The organism is Kushneria indalinina DSM 14324 (assembly GCF_003385845.1).
In the GTDB taxonomy this organism is placed as follows: domain Bacteria; phylum Pseudomonadota; class Gammaproteobacteria; order Pseudomonadales; family Halomonadaceae; genus Kushneria; species Kushneria indalinina.
The window spans coordinates 512,367-532,875 of sequence record NZ_QRDJ01000007.1 but is presented as its reverse complement, the minus strand read 5'-3'; the positions used below and the strand labels follow the sequence as shown (position 1 = coordinate 532,875).

Annotated in this window: 19 protein-coding genes; 6 read left to right on the top strand and 13 right to left on the bottom strand. The window is 63.3% G+C overall.

Annotated features, from left to right (window positions below; genetic code table 11):
• Positions 1-122 precede the first annotated feature (122 nt).
• The gene (gene norR / locus C8D72_RS09145) at positions 123-1,685 is read left to right on the top strand and encodes a nitric oxide reductase transcriptional regulator NorR (RefSeq protein WP_115854102.1); all 1,563 of its coding nucleotides are present in this window, start codon (positions 123-125) and stop codon (positions 1,683-1,685) included.
• A 129-nt stretch (positions 1,686-1,814) separates the two neighbouring features.
• Here the strand turns inward: norR and C8D72_RS09140 are convergent, their stop codons facing one another.
• The 3 genes from C8D72_RS09140 to C8D72_RS09130 form a co-directional block, all read right to left on the bottom strand.
• A complete protein-coding gene (locus C8D72_RS09140; RefSeq protein WP_115854101.1) occupies positions 1,815-2,243 on the bottom strand; it encodes an organic hydroperoxide resistance protein in 429 nt (142 codons plus the stop codon).
• Positions 2,244-2,309: 66 nt separating this feature from the next.
• Positions 2,310-2,771 carry a MarR family winged helix-turn-helix transcriptional regulator gene (locus C8D72_RS09135; RefSeq protein ID WP_115854100.1) on the bottom strand — a complete coding sequence of 154 codons (462 nt, stop codon included), beginning with the start codon at positions 2,769-2,771 and terminating at the stop codon, positions 2,310-2,312.
• Positions 2,772-2,973: 202 nt separating this feature from the next.
• Complete coding sequence (locus tag C8D72_RS09130) at positions 2,974-3,807, bottom strand: inositol monophosphatase family protein (RefSeq protein ID WP_115854099.1); 834 nt, start codon at positions 3,805-3,807, stop codon at positions 2,974-2,976.
• Between the two features lie 253 nt (positions 3,808-4,060).
• On the opposite strand from C8D72_RS09130, the gene C8D72_RS09125 reads away from it, so the two are divergent.
• A complete protein-coding gene (locus C8D72_RS09125; RefSeq protein ID WP_115854098.1) occupies positions 4,061-5,194 on the top strand; it encodes an NADH:flavin oxidoreductase in 1,134 nt (377 codons plus the stop codon).
• Between the two features lie 95 nt (positions 5,195-5,289).
• Positions 5,290-5,598 (top strand): ArsR/SmtB family transcription factor, encoded by a 309-nt coding sequence (locus C8D72_RS09120; RefSeq protein ID WP_245955207.1) that lies wholly within the window; start codon positions 5,290-5,292, stop codon positions 5,596-5,598.
• Between the two features lie 10 nt (positions 5,599-5,608).
• Here C8D72_RS09120 and C8D72_RS09115 read toward each other — a convergent pair whose 3' ends face one another.
• The 4 genes from C8D72_RS09115 to C8D72_RS09095 form a co-directional block, all read right to left on the bottom strand.
• Complete coding sequence (locus C8D72_RS09115) at positions 5,609-6,685, bottom strand: ABC transporter ATP-binding protein (RefSeq protein WP_342768069.1); 1,077 nt, start codon at positions 6,683-6,685, stop codon at positions 5,609-5,611.
• Positions 6,673-8,370, bottom strand: a complete 1,698-nt coding sequence (locus C8D72_RS09110; RefSeq protein ID WP_245955206.1) for an ABC transporter permease — start codon at positions 8,368-8,370, stop codon at positions 6,673-6,675. The genes C8D72_RS09115 and C8D72_RS09110 overlap by 13 nt, the downstream gene beginning before the upstream one ends.
• A gap of 14 nt (positions 8,371-8,384) precedes the next feature.
• Complete coding sequence (locus C8D72_RS09105) at positions 8,385-9,383, bottom strand: ABC transporter substrate-binding protein (protein ID WP_115854095.1); 999 nt, start codon at positions 9,381-9,383, stop codon at positions 8,385-8,387.
• Between the two features lie 279 nt (positions 9,384-9,662).
• The gene (locus C8D72_RS09095) at positions 9,663-10,271 is read right to left on the bottom strand and encodes an inorganic diphosphatase (RefSeq protein ID WP_115854093.1); all 609 of its coding nucleotides are present in this window, start codon (positions 10,269-10,271) and stop codon (positions 9,663-9,665) included.
• A gap of 151 nt (positions 10,272-10,422) precedes the next feature.
• Between C8D72_RS09095 and C8D72_RS09090 the strand changes: the two genes are divergently transcribed.
• The 3 genes from C8D72_RS09090 (at position 10,423) to dcm (ending at position 13,126) form a co-directional block, all read left to right on the top strand.
• Complete coding sequence (locus C8D72_RS09090; protein ID WP_115854092.1) at positions 10,423-10,857, top strand: MarR family winged helix-turn-helix transcriptional regulator; 435 nt, start codon at positions 10,423-10,425, stop codon at positions 10,855-10,857.
• Complete coding sequence (locus tag C8D72_RS09085) at positions 10,854-11,594, top strand: siderophore-interacting protein (protein WP_115854091.1); 741 nt, start codon at positions 10,854-10,856, stop codon at positions 11,592-11,594. The genes C8D72_RS09090 and C8D72_RS09085 overlap by 4 nt, the downstream gene beginning before the upstream one ends.
• Positions 11,595-11,683: 89 nt before the next feature.
• Positions 11,684-13,126 (top strand): DNA (cytosine-5-)-methyltransferase, encoded by a 1,443-nt coding sequence (gene dcm / locus C8D72_RS09080; protein ID WP_115854090.1) that lies wholly within the window; start codon positions 11,684-11,686, stop codon positions 13,124-13,126.
• 179 nt (positions 13,127-13,305) lie between these two features.
• Here the strand turns inward: dcm and C8D72_RS09075 are convergent, their stop codons facing one another.
• The 6 genes from C8D72_RS09075 to C8D72_RS09050 all read right to left on the bottom strand — a co-directional run bounded on the left by C8D72_RS09075 (position 13,306) and on the right by C8D72_RS09050 (position 20,095).
• Positions 13,306-14,742: a sodium:solute symporter family protein gene (locus C8D72_RS09075; RefSeq protein WP_115854089.1), complete on the bottom strand. Its 1,437-nt coding sequence runs from the start codon at positions 14,740-14,742 to the stop codon at positions 13,306-13,308.
• 559 nt (positions 14,743-15,301) lie between these two features.
• Positions 15,302-16,255 carry a LysR family transcriptional regulator gene (locus C8D72_RS09070; RefSeq protein WP_115854088.1) on the bottom strand — a complete coding sequence of 318 codons (954 nt, stop codon included), beginning with the start codon at positions 16,253-16,255 and terminating at the stop codon, positions 15,302-15,304.
• 108 nt (positions 16,256-16,363) lie between these two features.
• A complete protein-coding gene (argE, locus tag C8D72_RS09065; protein ID WP_115854087.1) occupies positions 16,364-17,584 on the bottom strand; it encodes an acetylornithine deacetylase in 1,221 nt (406 codons plus the stop codon).
• A 113-nt stretch (positions 17,585-17,697) separates the two neighbouring features.
• Positions 17,698-18,372, bottom strand: a complete 675-nt coding sequence (locus tag C8D72_RS09060; protein WP_115854086.1) for a DUF1028 domain-containing protein — start codon at positions 18,370-18,372, stop codon at positions 17,698-17,700.
• Complete coding sequence (locus tag C8D72_RS09055) at positions 18,369-18,794, bottom strand: RidA family protein (RefSeq protein ID WP_115854085.1); 426 nt, start codon at positions 18,792-18,794, stop codon at positions 18,369-18,371. Before C8D72_RS09055 ends, C8D72_RS09060 begins: the two co-directional genes overlap by 4 nt.
• Entirely contained in the window at positions 18,794-20,095 is a 1,302-nt protein-coding gene (locus tag C8D72_RS09050; protein WP_115854084.1) for a flavin-containing monooxygenase, read from the bottom strand. The genes C8D72_RS09055 and C8D72_RS09050 overlap by 1 nt, the downstream gene beginning before the upstream one ends.
• Between the last annotated feature and the right edge of the window lie 414 nt (positions 20,096-20,509).

The following is a 20,509-nucleotide window of genomic DNA, read 5'->3' as shown; positions in this document are numbered from 1 at the left end:
GGCGCGCGCCCCCTCGCATGTCCCCGCACGCCGGGGCGGCGCTGGTGTCCGTGCCGTCATCATTGTCATAATGACATTGTTCTGGCATGTCAAAATGACAATTGGCCATGAGGAGTGTCGATATGACCATCTTTTCGAGAGCGCTGCGGGAGCTGCTGTCCGCGCTAAGCGACGGCAAGCCTCTTGATGCCCTGCACGCGCAGTGGTCGCACGTGCTGGCCGCGCTGGTGCGTAACTATCCGGCCGATGCCTGCACGCTGATGGTCAGCGTCGAGGGCGGGCTGCAGCCGGTGGCGGTGCTGGGCATGGATGAAGAGGTCTGCGGGCGTCACTTCTCCCTGCAGGCGCATCCGAGGCTCGCCGCGATCGCCGCACATCCGCAGGTCTGTCGCTTCCCGCGCGACTGTGCCCTGCCGGACCCCTTCGACGGCCTGCTCGATGCCGATCTCACCCACGTGCACGACTGCATGGGTGTGGCCCTGCGCGATGGCGACCGGCTTCTGGGCATGCTGACGCTGGACGCGCTGGTGCCCGACCAGATGGCCGATATCGATGACGAGGAGCTGATGGCGGCGGCAGAGCTGCTGGCCACCTGCCTGCGCCTGACCGGGCAGCTCGAGGATACCCGCTCGCGGCTCAATCAGGTGCTCTCACCGGAGGAGAGCGCGCCGCTGCAATCTCCCGGCTGGCACAGCCCGGCCATGGCGCGGCTGTACGAGAGCATGGCGCTGGTGGCGCCGACCGATCTGAGCGTGCTGCTGCACGGCGAGACCGGCGTGGGCAAGGAGCGGCTGACGCGCTATCTGCACGAGCGCTCGCGGCGCTGCAACGGCCCGCTGGTCAAGGTCAACTGCGCCACGCTGCCGGAATCCCTGATCGAAAGCGCGCTGTTTGGCCATCGGCGCGGGGCCTTTTCCGGCGCCAGTCGCGACCATCGCGGCCATTTTGCGATGGCCGATGGTGGCACCCTGATGCTTGATGAAATCGGCGAGCTGCCGCTCTCCCAGCAGCCGCGACTGCTGCGCGTGCTGCAGGAAGGCGAGATTCAGCCGCTGGGCAGTGATCAGGCCATTAAGGTCAACGTGCGCCTGATCGCCGCGACCAATCGGGACCTGGCCGAGGAAGTGGCCGCCGGGCGCTTTCGCGAGGACCTGTATCACCGCCTGAGCGTCTTCCCGCTACGCATCCCGCCGCTGCGTGAGCGCCGCGAGGATATCCTGCTGCTGGCCGGCCATTTCTTGGAGGACAACCGGGTACGGCTGGGGCTGGCCAACCTGCGATTGGACATCAGCGCCGAGCAGGCACTGCTCGCCTGGCACTGGCCCGGCAACGTGCGTGAACTTGAACACACCCTGAGCCGGGCGGGCCTGCGGGCGATGGGCGAGGCACGGCCCGAATCGCGTCGAACGGCGGTGGTGCGTATCGGGGTCGCGCATCTGGACCTGCCGCTTGAGGCATCTTCAAGCCATGACATCCCAGGCACCGCCATGTTATCCACACCGTCACGGCCGCAACCGGCTGTGGATAATACGCTCTCCCTGCGGGAGGCCACCGATACCTTTCAGCGCCATCACATCGAACAGGTACTCACCGCGCATGATCACAACTGGGCTGCCAGTGCCCGGGCGCTGGACATGGACAGCGCCAACCTGCACCGTCTCGGGCGTCGTCTGGGACTCAAATAGGTGCGATTCGAGGCTGCGAAACGCAGATGTTTCACGTGAAACATCTGCGGTGGCCTCTGCCAGAAATGACAACGCCCGCCTGGGTTGCAGGCGGGCGTTTTTGTTCAAACCCTTTCCATCAGGACCCTGTTAGACCTCGACGCTCAACGTGACGTCGATATTGCCACGGGTGGCATTGGAGTAGGGGCACACCACGTGGGCCTTTTCGACCAGGTCGTTGGCCAGTGCTTCGTCCATGTCGGGCAGGCGAATATTCAGCGCCACTTCGATACCAAAACCGGTGGCGATCGCGCCGATGCCCACCTCGGCGCCGGCCCAGGCATTGCCCGGCAGGGTGACCTTCTGCTCGGACGCCACGTGCTTGAGCGCGCTCATGAAGCATGCGGCATAACCGGCGGCAAAAAGCTGCTCGGGGTTGGTGCCATCACCGCCGGCGCCGCCCAGCTCCTTCGGGGTGCTCAGGACAACATCGAGCTTCTCGTCAGAAGAGACGGCGCGACCTTCACGGCCGCCGGTGGCCTGAGCGCTGGCGCGGTAGAGTACCTTTTCGATCGACATGGTTATTTCCTCTGTTCCTGGTTTCGAGCTATTAAATAGCACGCTATATAAATGGACAAAAAAAGGTCAAATACTGTCCAGGTGTCTTTTAAGGTCGTTGAGCTGATCGCGCAGCGCCTTCATTTCCGGTTCCGAACAGCCCGTGGCCCGCTGAGCTTCGATAGGCAGGGCCCGGGCCTGTTCGCGCAGCGCGTGGCCCTTGTCGGTCAACGATACCTCGACCTGGCGTTCATCTTCACGTGAGCGCGCTCGCCGGACCAGCTCAACCCCTTCAAGACGCTTGAGCAGCGGCGTGAGCGTGGCGGAGTCCAGTGACAGCCGTTCGCCGATGCCGGAAACGGTCAGGTGATCCTCCTCCCACAGCACCAGCATGACCAGATACTGGGGATAGGTGATGTCCAGCCGCTTGAGCAGACGCCGGTAGAGCTTGCTCATGGAAAGCTGCGCGGCATAGAGCGCAAAGCAGAGCTGAGACTCCAGTGCCAGCATGTCGCCGTTTTGATCGAGGTTATCGTTGTCGTCTGTCATGGCCGTAATTTATATAGTGCGCTATTAAATGACCAGCGATTTAAATCTATAAGCGTCATAGTACTGGCGCTGAAAATGTCATGACGATCAGGGAATTGCCGTGTCGGCGCATATCCTGATGGCGAAAAGCCATCGCAAACAATAACCTGTATCAGTATTGACGCGCCGGCGCGCCACCACGGGACGCGCCGGGCAGAGAGGATCAGTCGATCAGGAAGTCGAACTTTTCACGCAGGGATTCCCAGCTGTCCCTTGAGTTGGCCGCAATCATGAGCCCCTGGTGGATCGTGGGGTTATAGGGCGTGCCATCGAGCAGGGCGGCGTAACCGCCGGCCTCCTGCAGGATCATGATGCCGGCGGCGTGATCCCAGGGCATCAGCTTGGCAGTCAGCATGAAATCCACGAAGCCGAAGGCCATGGTGCGGTATTCGTGGCAGGCGCAGCCAAAGGCCATCATGCGGGCGAAATCGGGGAAGAGCCCGGCCAGATCGTACTGGGTCTCCTTCGGGAACAGGCGCAGCGAGGTCGAGCCCACCATGTTGGCAAGCTTTGAGGTGTCGGACACCTGCAGGCGCCGCTGGGTGCCGTCGGGGCGGCCATACCAGGCGCCCTCCCCCTTGCGCGCCATGACCCAGTCATCGACCAGCGGGTCATAGAGCAGGCCGAACACGGTTTCGCCGCGGCTGACCACGGCCAGAATCACGCCGAACTGATTGAGATTGCGCGCGAAATTCCAGGTGCCATCGATCGGATCGATGATCACCGCCATCTCGGCGCCAGCAATGGTGTTCAAAAGCGTTTCGTCTTCGGCCACCGCCTCTTCGCCCACGATGGTGGCCTCGGGAAAGGCTTCGGAGACGCCGCGGGCGATGACCTTTTCGGCGCTCTTGTCGGCAATGGTCACCAGATCATCCGGGCCGGACTTGGTGTCGATGGCGTCAGGATCGAGCATGCGAAAGCGCGGCACAATCTCGGTTCTGGCAGCGTGACGAACGATGTCGATAAGCGTCTGGGCAGCGGCCTGATCCAGGGTCATGACGGGGCTCCTTGGTAAGGGGTGACAAGTGGGTATGCAACCATCGCCGGACACATGAACAGGTGATGCGACGATAAAGGATGCCTATAGCATGGCGTTCATTTCAGGGGATCACCAGTACCGATGACGCACGACACGCGGGTGACCTGACCCGCGACCGCGTGTGGCGCTCGATACACCGGCAAGGGATTGTCATGATGTCGCTGCTCTGTTTAAATATATTGATATATTTCTATATCAGTAGGTAAACGACATGACGACTTCTGCACAGACACTGGCCGCGCCGCTGTTTGAACCCCTTTCGCTGGGTTCGGTCACCATTCCCAACCGCATTGTCATGGCCCCCATGACGCGCAACCAGTCACCAAACGGCGTTCCGGGTGACAACGTGGCGGCCTACTACAAGAGCCGCGCCGAAGGCGGTGTCGGCCTGATCATCACGGAAGGCACCTATATCGATCACCCGGGTGCCAACGGCTACCCGGCCGTACCGGCCTTTCACGGCGAGGCCGCACTGGCGGGCTGGCAGAAGGTGGTCGAGGGCGTTCACGCCGCCGGCGGGAAAATCATGCCGCAGCTGTGGCACGTGGGCCGCGAGCGTCGCCCGGGTGTCGAGCCGGATTCCGCCGTACCGGGTTTCGGGCCGATGTCGATCGTCGAGGACGGCGTGGAAGTCGTGAAGGCGATGACCGAGCAGGACATCGAGGACGTGGTGGCCTCCTTTGCCCGCGCCGCACGTGACGCGAAGGCGATCGGCTTTGATGGCATCGAGCTGCACGGCGCCCACGGCTATCTGATCGATCAGTTCCTGTGGCCCGAGAGCAACCAGCGTGAGGATGCCTACGGCGGCAGCCTCGAAAACCGCCTGCGCTTCCCGCGCCTGATCGTGCGCGCCGTGCGCGAGGCCGTCGGCCCGGACTTCCCGATCATCTTCCGCTTCTCGCAGTGGAAGCTTTCGGACTATGACGCGATCATCGCCGAGACCCCCGAGGCGCTGGGCGAGCTGCTCCGTCCGCTGGCCGACGACGGTGTGGACATCTTCCACGCCAGCACGCGCCGCGTGTGGGAGCCGGGTTTTGAGGGCAGCAGCAAGACCATCGCCACCTGGACACGTGAGCTGACCGGCCGCCCGGTGATTGCCGTGGGCAGCGTGGGGCTGGACAAGACCTTCCGCACCGGGCACTTCACCCGTCAGGAAGACCCGACCTCCAAGAGCCGGGTCAACGTCGAGGAGCTGGCCTCCTGGCGCGTGCGCAACGATTTCGATCTGATCGCCATAGGCCGCGCCCTGCTCTCCGACCCGCAGTGGGCCAACAAGGTGCGTGACGGCCGACTGGATGAGCTGCAGGATTTCGATACCAGCGCGCTGGATGTGCTGGTGCGCTGAGTCGTCCCGGCCGGGCGCTCTGCCGCCCGGCCGTGTCTCGGCAGTCCGGCCGTGAACGCGTATACTGGTTCGGCCTCCAACGCCTGGCCCTGATCATGGATATCAATACGGTTTTAAGCGCACTGGCCAACCCGGTGCGGCTGGACATTCTGTGCTGGCTCAAGGAGCCGGAGCTGCATTTCCCGCCCCAGAAGGAGATGGCCCCGCCCGGGGGCATCTGCGTCAGCCACATTCGTGAAAAGACCGGGCTTTCCCAGCCGACCACGTCGCTGTATCTGTCGACGCTGTCGCGCGCCGGCCTGGTCTCGTCCCAGCGGGTGGGTCAGTGGACCTACTACTGCTACGAGCACGAGGTGGCCGAGGCGTTTCTGAATGCCCTGGGCGAGCACCTCTCGCGCCGCTGAGGCGGCGCACTCACTGCGCAGGCACCCGGTCACGGTGTGCCTGCATTTTCGTATGTCCCTCTTCCAGTCCCCAGAGTCGCTCAATGGCCACGCTGGTGTGGCTGCCTGCCGGCTGGGCGGTATGACTGTAGGCGGTCAGTGACTGACCATCCTCCAGGCGCAGGGAGAGCACGTGGCGCTCGCCGCGAAAGATGCAGCGCTCGACCCGGGCCGGCAGCCCGCCTTCCACGCCGAGCACCACATGCTGGGGGCGCACGAAGGCGCGCGCACTGCCCTGCTCGTTTAGTCGCTGGGCATCACTGCCGGTCAGCCACTCACCGGCCGCGGCGCGCGCCAGATGCACCACGCTGCCCTGGCCGATAAAACGGGCCACCTCGACATCCGCGGGCTGGTGATAAAGCGTCTCGGGGGTGGCGAACTGTTTGAGCCGGCCCTCCTGCATCACCGCGACGCGGTCGGCCAGCGCCATTGCCTCGTCCTGATCGTGGGTGACATACACCATGGTGGTGACGGTCTCGCGGTGAAAGTCGCGAAAGTAGTCCTCCATGCTGGCGCGCAGGTGACGATCCAGATTGGCCAGTGGTTCATCCAGCAATATCACCGCCGGCTGGCTGACCAGACAGCGCGCCAGCGCCACCCGCTGGCGCTGCCCACCGCTGAGTTCGCGCGGATAGCGCCCGGCCATGGCGGTCATGTCCACCCGTGCCAGCACGTCTTCCACGCGCCGACGCCGCTCACTGCCGGCCACCTTCTGGACCCGCAGCGGGTAGTCCACGTTGCCCGCCACGCTCAAGTGCGGCCAGAGCGCATAGGACTGAAACACCATGCCCATGCGCCGCTGCTCGGGCGGCACCTGCGCCTGCGGGCTGGAAAGCACCTGATCGCCGAGGCGGATCTCGCCGTGATCCGGCGTCTCGAACCCGGCCAGCAGCCGCAGCGTGGTGCTCTTGCCGCAGCCGCTGGGACCGAGAAGCGCCACGAACTCGCCCGGCTCGATGGCCATCGAGAGCGCCTCCAGCGCCACATGCGCACCGAAGTGCTTGCCCAGCGCCGTCATCGACAGCCGACCTGGATTCATTGCTGCCATGGCAAAACCCCTTTCGGCAGGCGACGCGCCATCAGCTCCAGCATCCCCATGATGGCGACCACCATCGCCACGGTGACCACCGCCACGGCCGAGGCCAGCACGCTGTCGCCGCCGTCATCCAGATTGAAGATAAGAACACCCAGCGTCTCGTTGCCGGCCGACCACAAAAGCGCCGAGACGGTCAGCTCGTTGACCGCGCTCAAAAAGACCAGCAGGCCACCGGCCATGGCGGCCGGCGCCACCAGTGGCAATAAAATGTCCCATAACCTTCGAACCGGGCCCGCACCGGCCAGGCGGGCGGCCTCTTCAAGGCCCGGGTCCAGCTGGGCGAAGGCACTGTGCAGCGGCTTGAGCGCCACCACCAGAAAGCGCGACAGATAGGCAATGAAGATGATGCCCAGCGTGCCGTAGAGCGAGTATTCGATGATTGGCAGCGGCCGGCTGAACACCATGATGCAGGCGATCGCCAGCACCACGCCGGGCAGTGCAAAGGGCACATCAAAGAGTGCGGCGCACACGCCCAGCACCCTTGATCGCCGGCGCGCGAGTTGCCAGGCCAGCGGCAGGGTCAGCGCCACCAGTACCACGGCCGCACTGCCGGCCAGCCACAGGCTGTTGCCAAAGGCGCGCGCGGTGACCGCCTGACGGGTGAACATCTCCTGATAGGCCGCCAGGCTCAGATGCTGCCAGTCCAGCCCCATGCCGAACGCCGGCACCAGCGAGGTGGTGATCAGCGCCGCCAGCGGGGCCACCAGCATCAGCCCCAGAAGGGCCCACAGCATCAGCGTGAGCGGCCACCGCCAGCGCCCGGTGGCAAAGGTCAGCGGCCGGGCGCCCTGCCCGCCGAGTCGATAGTCGCGCCGGGCCAGCAGATGGTGCTGCAGCCAGATGCCCACCCCCACCAGTAACGTCATCAGAAGTGCCAGCGAGGCGACGCGGTCCAGTACGCCGGTGCCAAACCCCGCCAGCTGCTGGTAGATGAGGGTAGGCAGCGTGTAGTAGCCCACCGGAATGCCCAGCATGGCCGGGATGCCGAAGTTGCCCAGTGCCGCAATCGCCGCCATGGCCGTGCCGGCAATCAGGCCCGGCGTGCTCAGCGGCAGGATAACCGTACGCCACACCGTGCGTGGCGCCGCACCGCTCAGACGGGCGACTTCCACCAGTTCCGCCGGCAGTTCGGCCAGGCTGGCCCGAAGCGCCAGAAACACCATCGGCGCATGCTGAATGCCCAGCAGCAGCGCAATGCCCTCGGCGGAATAGAGCGGCTGCGGTGCGCCCAGTGCCGGGGCGATGCCGAGGGTAATCAGCAGCGTGCTGGCCGGGCCGAACAGTTGCAGCCAGGCCAGCGCCGTGACCTGGGGTGGAATCATCATTGGCAGCATGAAACAGATCACCAGCGCCCGCCGGCCACGCAGGTCGGTCAGCGCCAGCGTAAAGGCAAAGAGTGTGCCCAGTGCCACGCTGATCAGGGTCCCCAGTGCCGTGGTGTACAGGCTGTGGCCGGTGGCCCGCCAGGTGCTGGCGCTGCTCAGCACCTCAAAAAGCGGTGAGTCACGCCACTGCGTCGGCGCGGTGATCGTTGCCAGCACTGCCTCGATGAGCAGTTGGCCCACCGGCAGTAGGCAGATGAGCAGTGCCGGCACAAACAGCAGTGCCGGCCCCAGCCGTGGCAGGCCTCGCGTCATGACCGTTGCCGCCATCAGGAAGAGAAGATATCGGCAAAGCGTGCCTTTTCGTCCTCGGCCTGCTCGAGTGCCCGGGTGGCCGAGAAGGGCAGCGGTTTGATCTGCGCGCGGTCGGGATAGCCCTCGGGGGCGTCCACGTCATCGCGCGCCGGCAGGTAGCCCTGCCGGCTTACCAGCTGCTGGCCCTCGCGGGAGAGCAGAAAATCGACAAAGGTCTGCGCGGCATCAATATTTTGAGCCTCCTTCATGATCGCCACCGGTTCGGTAACCACGCTCACCCCTTCCTCGGGATAAACGAACTCGATCGGCGAGCCCTTGGCCTTCTCGCGCAGCGCCATGAAATCGACCATCACGCCATAGGGTTTGGTGCCGGCCGCCACCTGCTTGAGAACGCCGCCGTTGCCGCCGTTGGGGGTCACGCCGTTGTCAGCCAGGGCCTGGTAATAGTCCCAGCCAAAGCGCTCATCGTTGACCATGCTGTCCAGATGAATGAGTGCCGCGCCTGAGTAAAGCGGGCTGGGCATGGCGACCTGGCCCTGGTATGCGGGCTCGGTCAGATCCTGCCAGCGCTGCGGCTGCTCGGCGGCGCGCTGGTGATAAACGATGCCGGTGGCGATCTGCTTGGTGCCGAAGTAGTAACCCTCCGGGTCATACAGCGCATCCGGGTAATGGCTCAGCGCCTCGGGCTGGTATTGGGCCAGCAGGTCCTGCTGGCGCAGATTCTCGAGGCTGACTGCATCGGCGACCAGCAGCACATCGGCGCGGTTCTGCCCGGCGGCACGTTCGGCCTCCAGACGCGTCATCAAGCGCGTGGTGCCATCGCGTACCCACTGCACGTCGATCTCGGGGTGGGCCTTCTCAAAGGCGTCCACCGTCTGCTGGGCATCGGTGTTGGGCTGGCTGGTATAGAGCATCAGCGACTCGGCGCTGGCCAGGGGGGCGACGAGCGTGAAGGCCACGGCGGCCAGAGCGGAGAGTCCGGAGCGAAACGCAACAAATGGTGTGACAGTCATGGGCAGGGGCATTGGTAGAGGCATCGGCAGATGAACGGGAACACGGGCCGTCATCGTGGCCGGGCAACATGACAGGCATGTGACGGATGCAGCGCGTCGGGCGCGGTTCAAAAGGCGCTCACGCAGCGCCGGACTCCTGGACATCAGCTCGCTGGTGCGAGTTGAGCAAAATATCGCTCATTTTTTGGGCATGGAGCTCTTCTTGAGCAATTTGTTGCTCAAAAAAACGCCCGCTCTCGATTCGAGGGCGGGCGTTGTGTCGGTAGCGACAAGCGTAGCTCAGGACGGCGGTTGATAATCGTCCAGCGCCTGTTGCAGCACCTCGTGGGCCTCGCTGACCGGGGCAAAGCCCTTGAGCTCGATCACCTTGCTGCCTTCCGGCAGCTGCTTGTAGACCCGGAAAAAGCCCTCAAGACGCTCGCGTTCCATGGCCGGCAGATCATCGAGGCTTTCGACCTCATCCCAGGTCGGGTCCACTTCATGGGTGGGCACGGCGATGATCTTGTCGTCCGCCTCGCCGCCATCAACCATGCGCAGCATACCGATGGGCCGCACGGCCATGATCGCGCCCGGCACGATCGGCGTGCGGGTAAATGCCATCACATCGAGCGGGTCACCATCGCCGCCCTGCGAGCTGGGGATCGAACCATAGTTGGCCGGATACGCCATCGGCATGGACAAAAAGCGATCGACGATCACATGCCCCGCTTCATCCAGCTCGTACTTGATGGCGCTGCCCGCCGGGATCTCGTTGACCATCAAAAAGGTGTCCGGGGCGCTATCGGGTTGGGAGACATCCCCCAGACCGCCGGCCGCCTGGGCCAGCAGTGAGGTCGACAGCGCCGCGGTGGTCAGCACGGCAGTGGTAAAGCGGCGGGTAACGGACATGTTGGTCAACTCCGGATCGGTGGACGAAAAAGGCGTCCAGATTGAGACAGGGTCATGTCACGGCGATGACAGCTGTCGATGCAACTGGTTGACAATATCAACCATATAGCGGATCGTATCGAGAATCACTTTCATTGACGGTCATGACGTTATGCCTACCGCCGGCAATGCGCTTTTCGGGCTTTTGCATGTCTACAAGCGTGCCTTGCGCGAGCGCTATCTCAGAGACGGTATCACCCTGCCGCTGTCGCACCTGCGCGTACTCGGCGAGATCGGTCGCCACGACGGCGTGATGGCCCGCGAGGTGGCCACGGCGCTTTTGCAGGACAAGGGCCTGATCACCCGAGTGACACGCGAGCTGGAGCGCGAGGGCCTGATCGAGCGCCACCCGCACCCCACCGACAGCCGCGCCGCGCATCTGGCGCTCAGCGCCGACGGCCGGGCGTTGCGCGAGCGCCTTGATGCCATCGAGCAAACGCTCGAGGCGCAGATGGCCGCCGGATTAAGCCCGGCCCGGACCCGTGATTTCATCGACACCGTCAACGCCATGACCGATCAGCTTGATCGCGACCAGGAGAGCCCATGAGCCGCCCCGCCCCCCGTCGTTTTACCGTGCTGGACAAGACCCTGATCACCCCGCACATGCTGCGCGTGACGCTCGGCGGTGAGGGTATGCAGACCTTCCCCGCCGATCAGGCCGGCACCTACATCAAGCTGATGTTCACCCGCGAGGACGGCACGCCCTTCATGCGCACCTACACCGTGCGCGCCCAGCGTGATGACGCCATCGATGTGGATGTCGTGCTTCACGAGGACGGCGGCCCGGCCGCGCAGTGGGCCGACAGCGCCGCCGCCGGTGACACCATCGAGATCGGCGGCCCCGGTCCGCGCAAGCGCGTCGATGACAGCGCCGACTGGTTCTTGCTCGCCGGGGACATGACCGCCCTGCCGGCGATCAGCGACAACCTGGAAAATCTCCCCGCCCACGCCCGCGGCCACGCCGTCATCGAGGTGTTGAGCGAAGCCGATATTCAGCCGCTTGATGCGCCCGAGGGCATCGAACTGCACTGGGTGGTCAATGAACATCCGGGTGAAGACAGCGAGGCGCTGCCTGACGCGGTGCGGACCATCGACTGGCAGGACGGCCGCCCGGCGGTCTGGGCGGCGTGCGAGTTCTCCGCCATGCGCCAGCTGCGCCACTACTTCAAGACCGAGCGCGCGGTGGCCAAAAGCGATCTTTACGTCTCGAGCTACTGGAAGCTGGGCCTGAACGAGGAGCGCCACAAAAGCGCCAAGCAGGAAGACGCCGAACAGAGCGGCTGAGTGCAAAACCCGGGGGCAGCGCCCTGGTGGGCAGGGGGCGCCGGCCGTACAATGGGCGCCGATCGTACCCTGCCTATTCGCGAGCGCCCATGACTCTGTCTTCATCAGAACCGTTTTCACCGGAACTGCTGCCCCCGGAACTCGAGACCGACCGCACCCCGACGGGCGCCTGCCCCTATGACGCCCTGACAGATGACGCCCTGCTGGCCCGGGTGCTGGAGATCTTTGATCGGGGCGCTGTCGCCGAAAAACTGGCTAAAGTGAGCGCTCACTGGACCCGCGACACGCTGGCTCGCTATCTCAAGCAGGGCCACCCAACGCCCTTGGATGAGGCCGAGCGCCGGGTGCTGATCACCCTGCTGCCGGCTCCGCCGTTCCATCAGCATCGGGCCGATTTCACCTTTATCGATCTGTTTGCCGGCATCGGCGGCATTCGTCAGGGGTTCGAGGCCGTGGGCGGTGAGTGTGTGTTCACTTCCGAGTGGAACACCTACGCGGTGCGCACCTACAAGGCGAATCACTACTGCGACCCGCAGACCCACCGCTTCAACGAAGACATCCGCGATGTGACGCTCTCTGCGCGGGATGACGTTGATGAAGAAGCGGCCTACGCCCACATCCGCGAGCAGATCCCCGCGCATGACGTGCTGCTGGCGGGCTTTCCCTGTCAGCCCTTCTCGCTGGCCGGGGTCTCCAAGAAAAACGCGCTGGGGCGCAAGCACGGCTTCGAGTGCGACGCCCAGGGCACGCTCTTTTTCGACGTCGCCCGCATCATCGCCGCGCGAAGGCCGGCCGCGTTCGTGCTGGAAAACGTCAAAAACCTCAAAAGCCACGACCAGGGCAAGACCTTTCGGGTGATCTGCGAAGCGCTTGATGAACTGGGCTATGACGTCGCCGACGCAGACGCCCTGAAGGGCCGCGACCCGAAGGTGATCGACGCCCGCCACTTTGTGCCCCAGCACCGCGAGCGCATCGTGCTGGTCGGCTTTCGCCGCGATCTCGACGTGCATGAGGGCTTCACCCTGCGCGACATCAGCGCCCACTTCCCCGCCCAAAAGCCCACCTTCGGTGAGCTGCTCGATAGCGAGGTCGATGCGAAGTATGTGCTCACTCCCAAGCTCTGGAACTATCTCTACCAGTACGCCCGCAAGCACAAGGAAAAAGGCAACGGCTTCGGCTTTGGCCTGACCCGGGCAGAAGACACCGCCCGCACCCTGTCAGCGCGCTATCACAAGGACGGCTCGGAGATCCTCGTCGACCGCGGCTTTAATGACGCGCTGGCCTTTGATGCCCCCGAGAACCTGCAACACCGCCCCCGGCGGCTCACGCCGCACGAGTGCGCGCGCTTGATGGGCTTTGACGCCCCCGGGGAGCGACGTTTCGTGATTCCGGTCTCCGACACCCAGGCCTATCGCCAGTTCGGCAACTCGGTGGTGGTGCCGGTGTTTCAGGCCGTGGCGGAGATGATGAAGCCGAGAGTGCTGGCGGCGAAGGGGAAATTGGCCGATAAAAGGCTGCTCAAACGTGCCTGACGACGTTTCCATGTCGTGATAGTCGGTAGCGACCTTGATCAGAGATGGCGTGCCAGGTTCGAGGTCGATTGGTTCCAATGTAAAAAGCGACAGTGAATTCAAGTCACTGCCGCTTTTGCGTTCAAGGCCCCGGTGGCCCATCAGCGTGCTTCAGTCGGCACGTCATACGGCGCGCATGATCAGAGGGACGAGACGGCAGGGTTGAGCGCGCGACGTGTCACCAGGCTCACACCGACGTAGCAGGCCGCCGAGGCGAGGCAGCCGTAGAGTGGGCCCTGCACCCAGCCGAGATCCGTACCCAGTAGAAGGAACGCGCTGACGCTGAAACCGGTGGCGATGGAGGCGAACGCCCCCGCGCTGTTGCCCTGCCAGAACGTTGAGCAGAGCGTCACCCCGAACAGTGACGCCATCAGCGTGCCGTTACCCAGAATACCCAGCCAAAGGATCATTACCGGGGGCATGTAGGCCATGCCGACAAAGCCGCAGATCCCCACGATCAGCACCATCAACCGGTTGAACGTCATGGTGGTTGTGAAGCCTTCATGCAGCCCCAGTGCTGCGCGCAGATCATAGGAGAGCGCCGTCGAGACCGTATGCATCAGTGAGTTCGCGGTCGACTTCATGGCGAAAAGGATAAAAAGCGTGATGACGCTGGACATCAGAGGGCTGACCCCCTCCGCCAGAAACGTTGGCATGGCCATGTCCGGGGAAGCGAGGTCGGGGAAATAGGCTTTGGCGTAGAGTCCTGCCAGCGGCGTGAAGTTGAGCAAAAGACCAAGAATGGCGACCCAGATGCCGACCCGCGCCATGCTGACGTTCTGCTTGATGGCGAGAAAGCGTACCGACATGAACGGCAGCGCCGCGGCCCACAGAAAGGCGTAGGGAAGCAGCAGCAGCGCAGAGGCCGGGCTATCGCCGTAGGGCGCTCCGGATGAGGGGTTGGCAAGCTCCGGGTTGATCACATCGAGTCTGGCGATAAGCTCGCCCATGCCAATCTCGATGAAGACGACATAGGCAATGGCGCAGGAGGCGAACACCATCCCCAGCACCATCACGGCATCGGTCCAGGCAACGGCCCGCAGCCCGCCGAACATGGTGTAGCCGATCACCAGCAGCGTGATCAGCAGCGCGCCCATCGTCGGTGAAATCCCCAGCCAGCCGGACACGAGGAGGCCGATCGCCTTGATCTGGGAGACGAGAAAGACGCTCAACAGCAAAATGATGATGACGGCCACCACCCCCTGCAGCCAGCGTCCGGCCATGCCCGACGAGTGGGTCTGCGCGATGTACTCGGGCATGGTACGACTGCCCAGCGTTCGCGCCTTGCGGCGTAAATAGTTGGCGAAAAAAAGCGTGGCAATCAAAAAGGCGGGTGTGTAGAACGCGTTCGAAAAGAGCTCGAGCGAACCGTACTCGTAGACGACACCGGGGGAGCCGATGAATACGAAACCGCTGTAGCCGGTGGCGATCAGGGTGGCGGCGGCGACGAAGGGGCCGAGCGAATTATTGGCGACGAGAAAGCCGGACTCGTCCTGGTCGCCGGCGACTCGCATCGAGTAGAGCGACAGACCAATTAGGATCGTGGCGGACACGATCAGTAGGGCCCAGTTCAACATGGGAATAGTCCTCGGATCATTGTTATTGAAAGAGGTCTTGCAGTCGATGGGACTAGCGTTGCTTGTCCAGCAGCAGCGCCATGACAGCGAGCGCAAGTGTGGCTGCCGATACGACACCGAAGGCGACGAAGGTCCAGGAACTCATGGCGTTCTCCCTAGAAGGCGGTACCTGATTGGGTTACGCGGTCACTGCGCAGGACGCGACCGGAAACGATACGAAGACCGTGACGATCGATGGGGCCTGGTCGGGCAGTGCTTGAGCAAAGGCGCTAGCGTCTGAGCGCTTGTGGATTGAGTGCGAGGACATGGAAACTCCGTTATTGGCTGTTGTTATGAGTTGATGTTGCGATGGGCCAGCTGTTGTTATACGTCGTTCGGAAGGCGTGGCGCCTTGAGCGGTGAGCTTCTGTTCCTGTAATACGAAAGTCTCGCCGGGTAGCTCCACGATAAGCAGGGCCCCGGATTGGTTAAAATACTTTTATGCGAACATCGGGATAGGTTTCGCTGATGCAATCTCGCCCTGCCCTCGTCGTTGGCGAGACGTTGACGGGGCGAGCGATCAGGGCCCGGGCGTGGAAGACGAGAAGATTGAGCGCGACTGAGTGATCGTCTCGAGGACGAGGTCGGTCTGCAGGGCGAGCTGGCGCAGCGCATTAGCCGCAGGGCTGAGGGTGAGGTGACGAAGGTTGGCGATGCCCATGGAGAGCGGGCGGGCGTCTTCTTCAAGCGTGAGTGCCACAATGCGTTTGCCATCAAACGCCTTATCGGTCGTCAGCGGCGTGTTGAACAACGAAAAGCCAAAGCCGTTGGCGACAAGGCCGCGAATCATGTCGAGTGATTTCGCCCGATAAATGATGTCCGGAACGATGCCCTCGACCTCGAACAGGGAGAGAAAATATTCGCGGCTCTGAGGCCAGTCCAGCAGCACCATTGGATGCTCGATGAGCCGGGCAAGGCTTACGCTGGTCTGCCGGGCGAGTGGATGATCCTCGGCCACGACGGCATAGGGAGGAAAGCGTGAGAGCGGGGTGAACTCGATCTCCTGGGGCAGTTGAAGGTCATAGGCGAACGCCAGTTCGTACTCGCCGTTGTGCAGTCCCTTGAGGATGTCTTCCTGCGTCATCTCGTGGCAGCTCAGGTTGACGTCTGGATAGGCATCCGCGTACTTGCGCAGCAGGCGAGGAAGGAAGACAGGGGCAAACGTGGGAAAGGCCACCAGCTTGAGTTCGCCGGCGATCGTGTCCCCCAGCGACATCGCGTACTGCATCAGGCTGTCCGCATCGCGAAGCAGCTGCCTTGACCGCGTCATCAGCTGTCTTCCCGAGGGAGTGAGGGACAGCCCCTGAGCGTGGTGGCGCACAAAGAGCTGAAGTCCCGTCATCTCCTCGATTTGATGAATGGCGGCAGAGATCGAGGGCTGCGAAACGTAGAGTTGTCTCGCCGCGCCCGTCACGCTGCCGAGTTCGCCGGCGACGACGAAATAGCGAAGTTGCTTGAGGGTGAATTGACGCATCGAGCCGGCCGTCCTGTAGTGGGAGTAAGCGTTACGCTGGAGAAGAGTCTGTCTTACGCCAGCGTACCAGACGGCTCCGATGTCGCATGTTTGCCAGGCCTGAAACGTCTATTGGCCGGGCGGGAAAGCCTCGATGAACGGCGCGCGGCCTCCATAGCTACTTTCAATGGCGTCTGTCGTCAAGGATTCGACCATCTCGTGCAGCCAAACAACGCACTGGTGCAGTTGATCCGTTTCGATGAACTCATCCGGTGTGTGACCCTGTGCCATGTCGCCGGGACCGCAGATGAGGGTGGGAATGTCGAGCTCGTTCTGGAAAAGCCCGGCCTCGGTGCCGTAGCCGATTCGGGCGCGGTTTTGATCCTCGATTAACCCCAGCGTGAACGCCAGCAGCGGACTGGTCTCCTCGACCGAGAGCCCCGGATAGTCGCCGAGCCGGGTGATCTCGATTCGAGCCTCGTCGTGATGAGTACGCATGTCGGCTTCGATCCTCTCGCCGACGGCTGTGAGGGCCTCGAGCAGTGCTTCGGGGTCATCCTCGGGGACGGTGCGCATCTCGATATCGAGATGGCATTTCGCTGGTACGATGTTCAGCGCCTCCCCCCCCTGCACGACGCCGACCTGAAGCGTGGTATAGGGCACTGAAAACCGCTCGTCGAACGGACCGCTTTCGGCTTTTGTCGCCGCCTGCGTGTCGACCCAATGGATCAGATGCCCTGCGGCATGAATCGCATTGACGCCCTCCGGGGCCATGCCCGAATGGCTTGCCTTGCCGGTGATCGACACGCGTACGGCGAGCTTGCCCTTGTGCGCCGTCGCCACCCTCATCCGCGTGGGTTCTCCGACAATGCAGGCCACGGGGCGATGGGCAACGCCCTTGAGATCGTCGAGAAGACTGCGCACCCCGACGCAGCCGACCTCTTCATCGTGAGAGAAGGCAAGGTGGATAGGCACGGCAAGCTCGGCCCGGGTCATCGCCGGCACGGTCGCGAGCACGGCGGCGAGAAAGCCCTTCATGTCTGCCGCCCCGCGCCCGTAGAGACGACCTTCATGCGCCGTTAGGGTAAAGGGATCGCTGCGCCATGTCTGGCCGGTAACGGGGACAACATCGGTATGTCCCGACAGGATGACGCCACCACGGTCCTGCGGGCCGATGGTCGCGAAGAGATTGGCCTTCTCGCCGGTGGTGTCGAGTACGCGACGCGAGGCGACCCCATGGTCGTCGAGATAGCGCTCGATGAAGGCGATCAGTTCAAGGTTGGAGCGGTGGCTGGTGGTATCAAAACCCACCAGAGTGGTGAGCAGGTCAACGGCATCAGTAGTGGGCATGGCGGTTCAAAATCCCATAAAAGAACGGCGCACACGATGATTTGTCATTTGCGCCGTCAGGAAGGAAGCAGGCTTCTCGACGGGCCGCGGCCATGTTCTGGCGAAGCCGGGGCTTAGCGCACGTCTCCTGGCACTCCATAGGAGGGCGACTCATCGGGGCGGACGGCGCGGCAGACGTAGTCGTCGCGCTGGGGCAGGTAGCGCGTCCAGAGCTGGCGCAGCTCGACGATGGGGTCGTCGTGCCAGTCGACACGCAGGTCGACGACCGGCCAGCTGGCCTGACTGGTGACCTTCAGGCCCGCGGAGTGGACGGGCCCCATTTCACCACCGGCTTCGACGCCGGCGGCCAGGGCCACCAGTAGACGCTCAGCCAGTTCGCCCGTGGCATTTTCGAAGGCGGCGACCGTGACGTCGACCACGCTGGCATCGGCCAGCATGTTGCCCCCCGCCACGCAGTCGCTGCCGGCGCGCGTCGCATGAATACCCAGCGTCTCGGCGCCGTTGTGAATGGCGCTGTCGCCGTTGGCATCGAGCACCTGAAGCTGGCGCCATTCAGGATAATCTTCACTGTCCAGAAGCTTCGTCAGCACGTCGCCGGCGGCCAGGCCGGATTGCAGGTGCTCGAGCCCCAGCTGCCCAAGGACCGGATTGGTGACGTTCTGCGTCAGCACCACCCCATGGCGCGGGCCGACGAAGACGCAGCGGCTGGCCACGCAGATACTCGACGAGGTGATGGCCGCGCCGAACTGGCCTGTCTTACGGCAGAAACCGGCAATCGATAGCGTCATTGTTCACTCTCCTGCTGAGGGATGACAGCGATCACGTCGATCTCCATCAGCCACTCGGGCTGGGCCAGCCCCGCGACGACCAGGCCGGTAGAGATGGGAAACACCCCCTTGATCCACAGCCCGACTTCCCGATAGACCGGCTCGCGAAAGCGCGGGTCGGTGATATAGGTCGTGGTCTTGACGATATGCGAGAGATCGCTGCCCGCCTCCTTCAGCAGCTGGGCGACGTTTTTCATTGCCTGTTCTGCCTGGGCGCGCGGGTCGCCGAGGCCGACGAGATTGCCGTCGAAATCGGTGCCGACCTGCCCGCGGACATAGACGGTGTCACCGGCCCGCACTGCCTGACACAGGTCGTTGTCCAGGCTCTGATTGGGGTAGGTGACTCTGGTGTTGAACATGCGAATACGTGTATGCGTCGGCATCAGATCGTCCTCTCGACATCGGCGGGCGTACCCTGTGACTGGGCGTCGGCGTGATAGGCCAGATACTTGCGCTGGGTCGCGATGTGGTCAGCGACGTGTTTGGCATCGTGCCAGACCCCCCAGATGAAGCTCGACCCGCGACGGGAGAGCCACGGCAGACCCAGGAAATAAACGCCCGGCTCTTTTGACACGCCGCGCTGATGCTGGGGTTTGCCCTGGTCATCGAAGGCATTGACGTTCAGCCAGATGTAATCCTGGGAAAAGCCGGTCGCCCAGACGATGGCACTTACACCGGCGTCGTCGAGATCGAGCGTGCTCAGCGGGTTCGTCAGGCAGTCAGGGTCGGGCAGACGCTCCCTCGCTTCGGGGTCGGGCGGCAGATCAAGCCCGTTGCGCGTCGCGTAGGCGTCGGCGGCATCCAGCAGCGAGAGATGGTTGGCATCGCCCAGGGCGATGTTTTTCGCCAGGTCCGGCTCGAACGTTACCACGCCCTCGTCGAAGCTTCGTGTCATGCCCACGAGCGTCATGCCTTCGGCGGCAAGTCGGCGAAAATCGATCGTATTGCCACCCCGCGCCCCGCTCACGGCGATGGTCACATGCTCGGTGCCCGGCTTCATCGCCTCGGCATCCCACTCGCCCAGCACGCCCAGCCACCAGCAAAAATCGCGGCCGCGATAGGCGCGCGGTGGGCGGTGATGCGGCCCTACGGAGAGATAGACCTGTCGGCCTCCTGCACGCATCAGCTCTTCGGCGATTTGAACGCCTGATGAGCCTGCGCCGACCACCAGTACGGCGCCCTCGGGCAGCTGTCCGGGGTTGCGGTATTCGGAGCTGTGGATCTGCGTCAGGGCTTCGGTTCGGGGAGCGATCGGCGGAATCACCGGTCGCTGGAAGGGGCCCGTTGCAACCACCACGCGGGCGGCCTCGAGCGTGCCTTCCGAGGTCTCGATCTTGAATCCGGGGTGGCCTTCGTTGCGTACCACGGACGTCACCTCGACGCCGGTCTGGACGGGGGCGTCCATGTTCGCTGCATAGGTTTCAAAATACGCCGCGACCTGCTCCTTGCCCGCAAAGGCATCGGGGTCGACATCGGCAAACGTCATGCCCGGGAAGCGATCATGCCAGGCGGGGCCATTCGCCACCAGGGAGTCCCAGCGCTGTGACCGCCAGCGTTCCGCGATGCGGTCGCGCTCCAGTACCAGGTGTGAAACATCAGCCTGTATCAGGTGTTCGCTCATGGCGATGCCGGCCTGTCCGGCGCCAATCACGAGCGTGTCAACGTAGCTTTTCTTTAGGGCCATGATGTTGTTTTCCGTTGAGTCGGCGAAAGGCGGGGTGATATCGACACTGTCTCGCCTATCGATCGTCGAAGAGAAACCGGATGTATTACCGGGAGATGCTGGCGTGGTGACAGCGGGACGATGAGGGCTGCGGACGAGGCAAATCGAACATGAACTCGGCTGACATGGGGGCTTCCTTGGGTTTTATTGTGTCTGGAAGCTTACGAAGACAGGATGGATCATTAAAATATACTTATTTTTTCTTTTGGATCAGCTTTAGTGATCCATAGGCGTTTCAATATCGATTTCTCGGTGCACTGGAACGTCTTTACCCGAGTGGCGAGTTCCACTCTCTCAAGCCGGGTTTCTTTCCATGCGCCAATGCTGGCACTATCGGATGCGTAAGCGGCGCTCTTGCCGTCGGCCCTCGTCAGC

Coding starts and splice junctions, on each gene's coding strand:
- C8D72_RS09125 (WP_115854098.1), top strand. CDS start 4,061: ATGACGACTTCTGCACAGACACTGGCCGCGCCGCTGTTTGAACCCCTT.
- argE (WP_115854087.1), bottom strand. CDS start 17,584: ATGCCCACTACTGATGCCGTTGACCTGCTCACCACTCTGGTGGGTTTT.
- C8D72_RS09095 (WP_115854093.1), bottom strand. CDS start 10,271: ATGTCCGTTACCCGCCGCTTTACCACTGCCGTGCTGACCACCGCGGCG.
- C8D72_RS09090 (WP_115854092.1), top strand. CDS start 10,423: ATGCCTACCGCCGGCAATGCGCTTTTCGGGCTTTTGCATGTCTACAAG.
- C8D72_RS09120 (WP_245955207.1), top strand. CDS start 5,290: ATGGATATCAATACGGTTTTAAGCGCACTGGCCAACCCGGTGCGGCTG.
- C8D72_RS09110 (WP_245955206.1), bottom strand. CDS start 8,370: ATGACGCGAGGCCTGCCACGGCTGGGGCCGGCACTGCTGTTTGTGCCG.
- C8D72_RS09140 (WP_115854101.1), bottom strand. CDS start 2,243: ATGTCGATCGAAAAGGTACTCTACCGCGCCAGCGCTCAGGCCACCGGC.
- C8D72_RS09050 (WP_115854084.1), bottom strand. CDS start 20,095: ATGGCCCTAAAGAAAAGCTACGTTGACACGCTCGTGATTGGCGCCGGA.
- C8D72_RS09055 (WP_115854085.1), bottom strand. CDS start 18,794: ATGCCGACGCATACACGTATTCGCATGTTCAACACCAGAGTCACCTAC.
- C8D72_RS09130 (WP_115854099.1), bottom strand. CDS start 3,807: ATGACCCTGGATCAGGCCGCTGCCCAGACGCTTATCGACATCGTTCGT.
- C8D72_RS09060 (WP_115854086.1), bottom strand. CDS start 18,372: ATGACGCTATCGATTGCCGGTTTCTGCCGTAAGACAGGCCAGTTCGGC.
- C8D72_RS09075 (WP_115854089.1), bottom strand. CDS start 14,742: ATGTTGAACTGGGCCCTACTGATCGTGTCCGCCACGATCCTAATTGGT.
- C8D72_RS09105 (WP_115854095.1), bottom strand. CDS start 9,383: ATGACTGTCACACCATTTGTTGCGTTTCGCTCCGGACTCTCCGCTCTG.
- C8D72_RS09070 (WP_115854088.1), bottom strand. CDS start 16,255: ATGCGTCAATTCACCCTCAAGCAACTTCGCTATTTCGTCGTCGCCGGC.
- norR (WP_115854102.1), top strand. CDS start 123: ATGACCATCTTTTCGAGAGCGCTGCGGGAGCTGCTGTCCGCGCTAAGC.
- C8D72_RS09115 (WP_342768069.1), bottom strand. CDS start 6,685: ATGGCAGCAATGAATCCAGGTCGGCTGTCGATGACGGCGCTGGGCAAG.
- dcm (WP_115854090.1), top strand. CDS start 11,684: ATGACTCTGTCTTCATCAGAACCGTTTTCACCGGAACTGCTGCCCCCG.
- C8D72_RS09085 (WP_115854091.1), top strand. CDS start 10,854: ATGAGCCGCCCCGCCCCCCGTCGTTTTACCGTGCTGGACAAGACCCTG.
- C8D72_RS09135 (WP_115854100.1), bottom strand. CDS start 2,771: ATGACAGACGACAACGATAACCTCGATCAAAACGGCGACATGCTGGCA.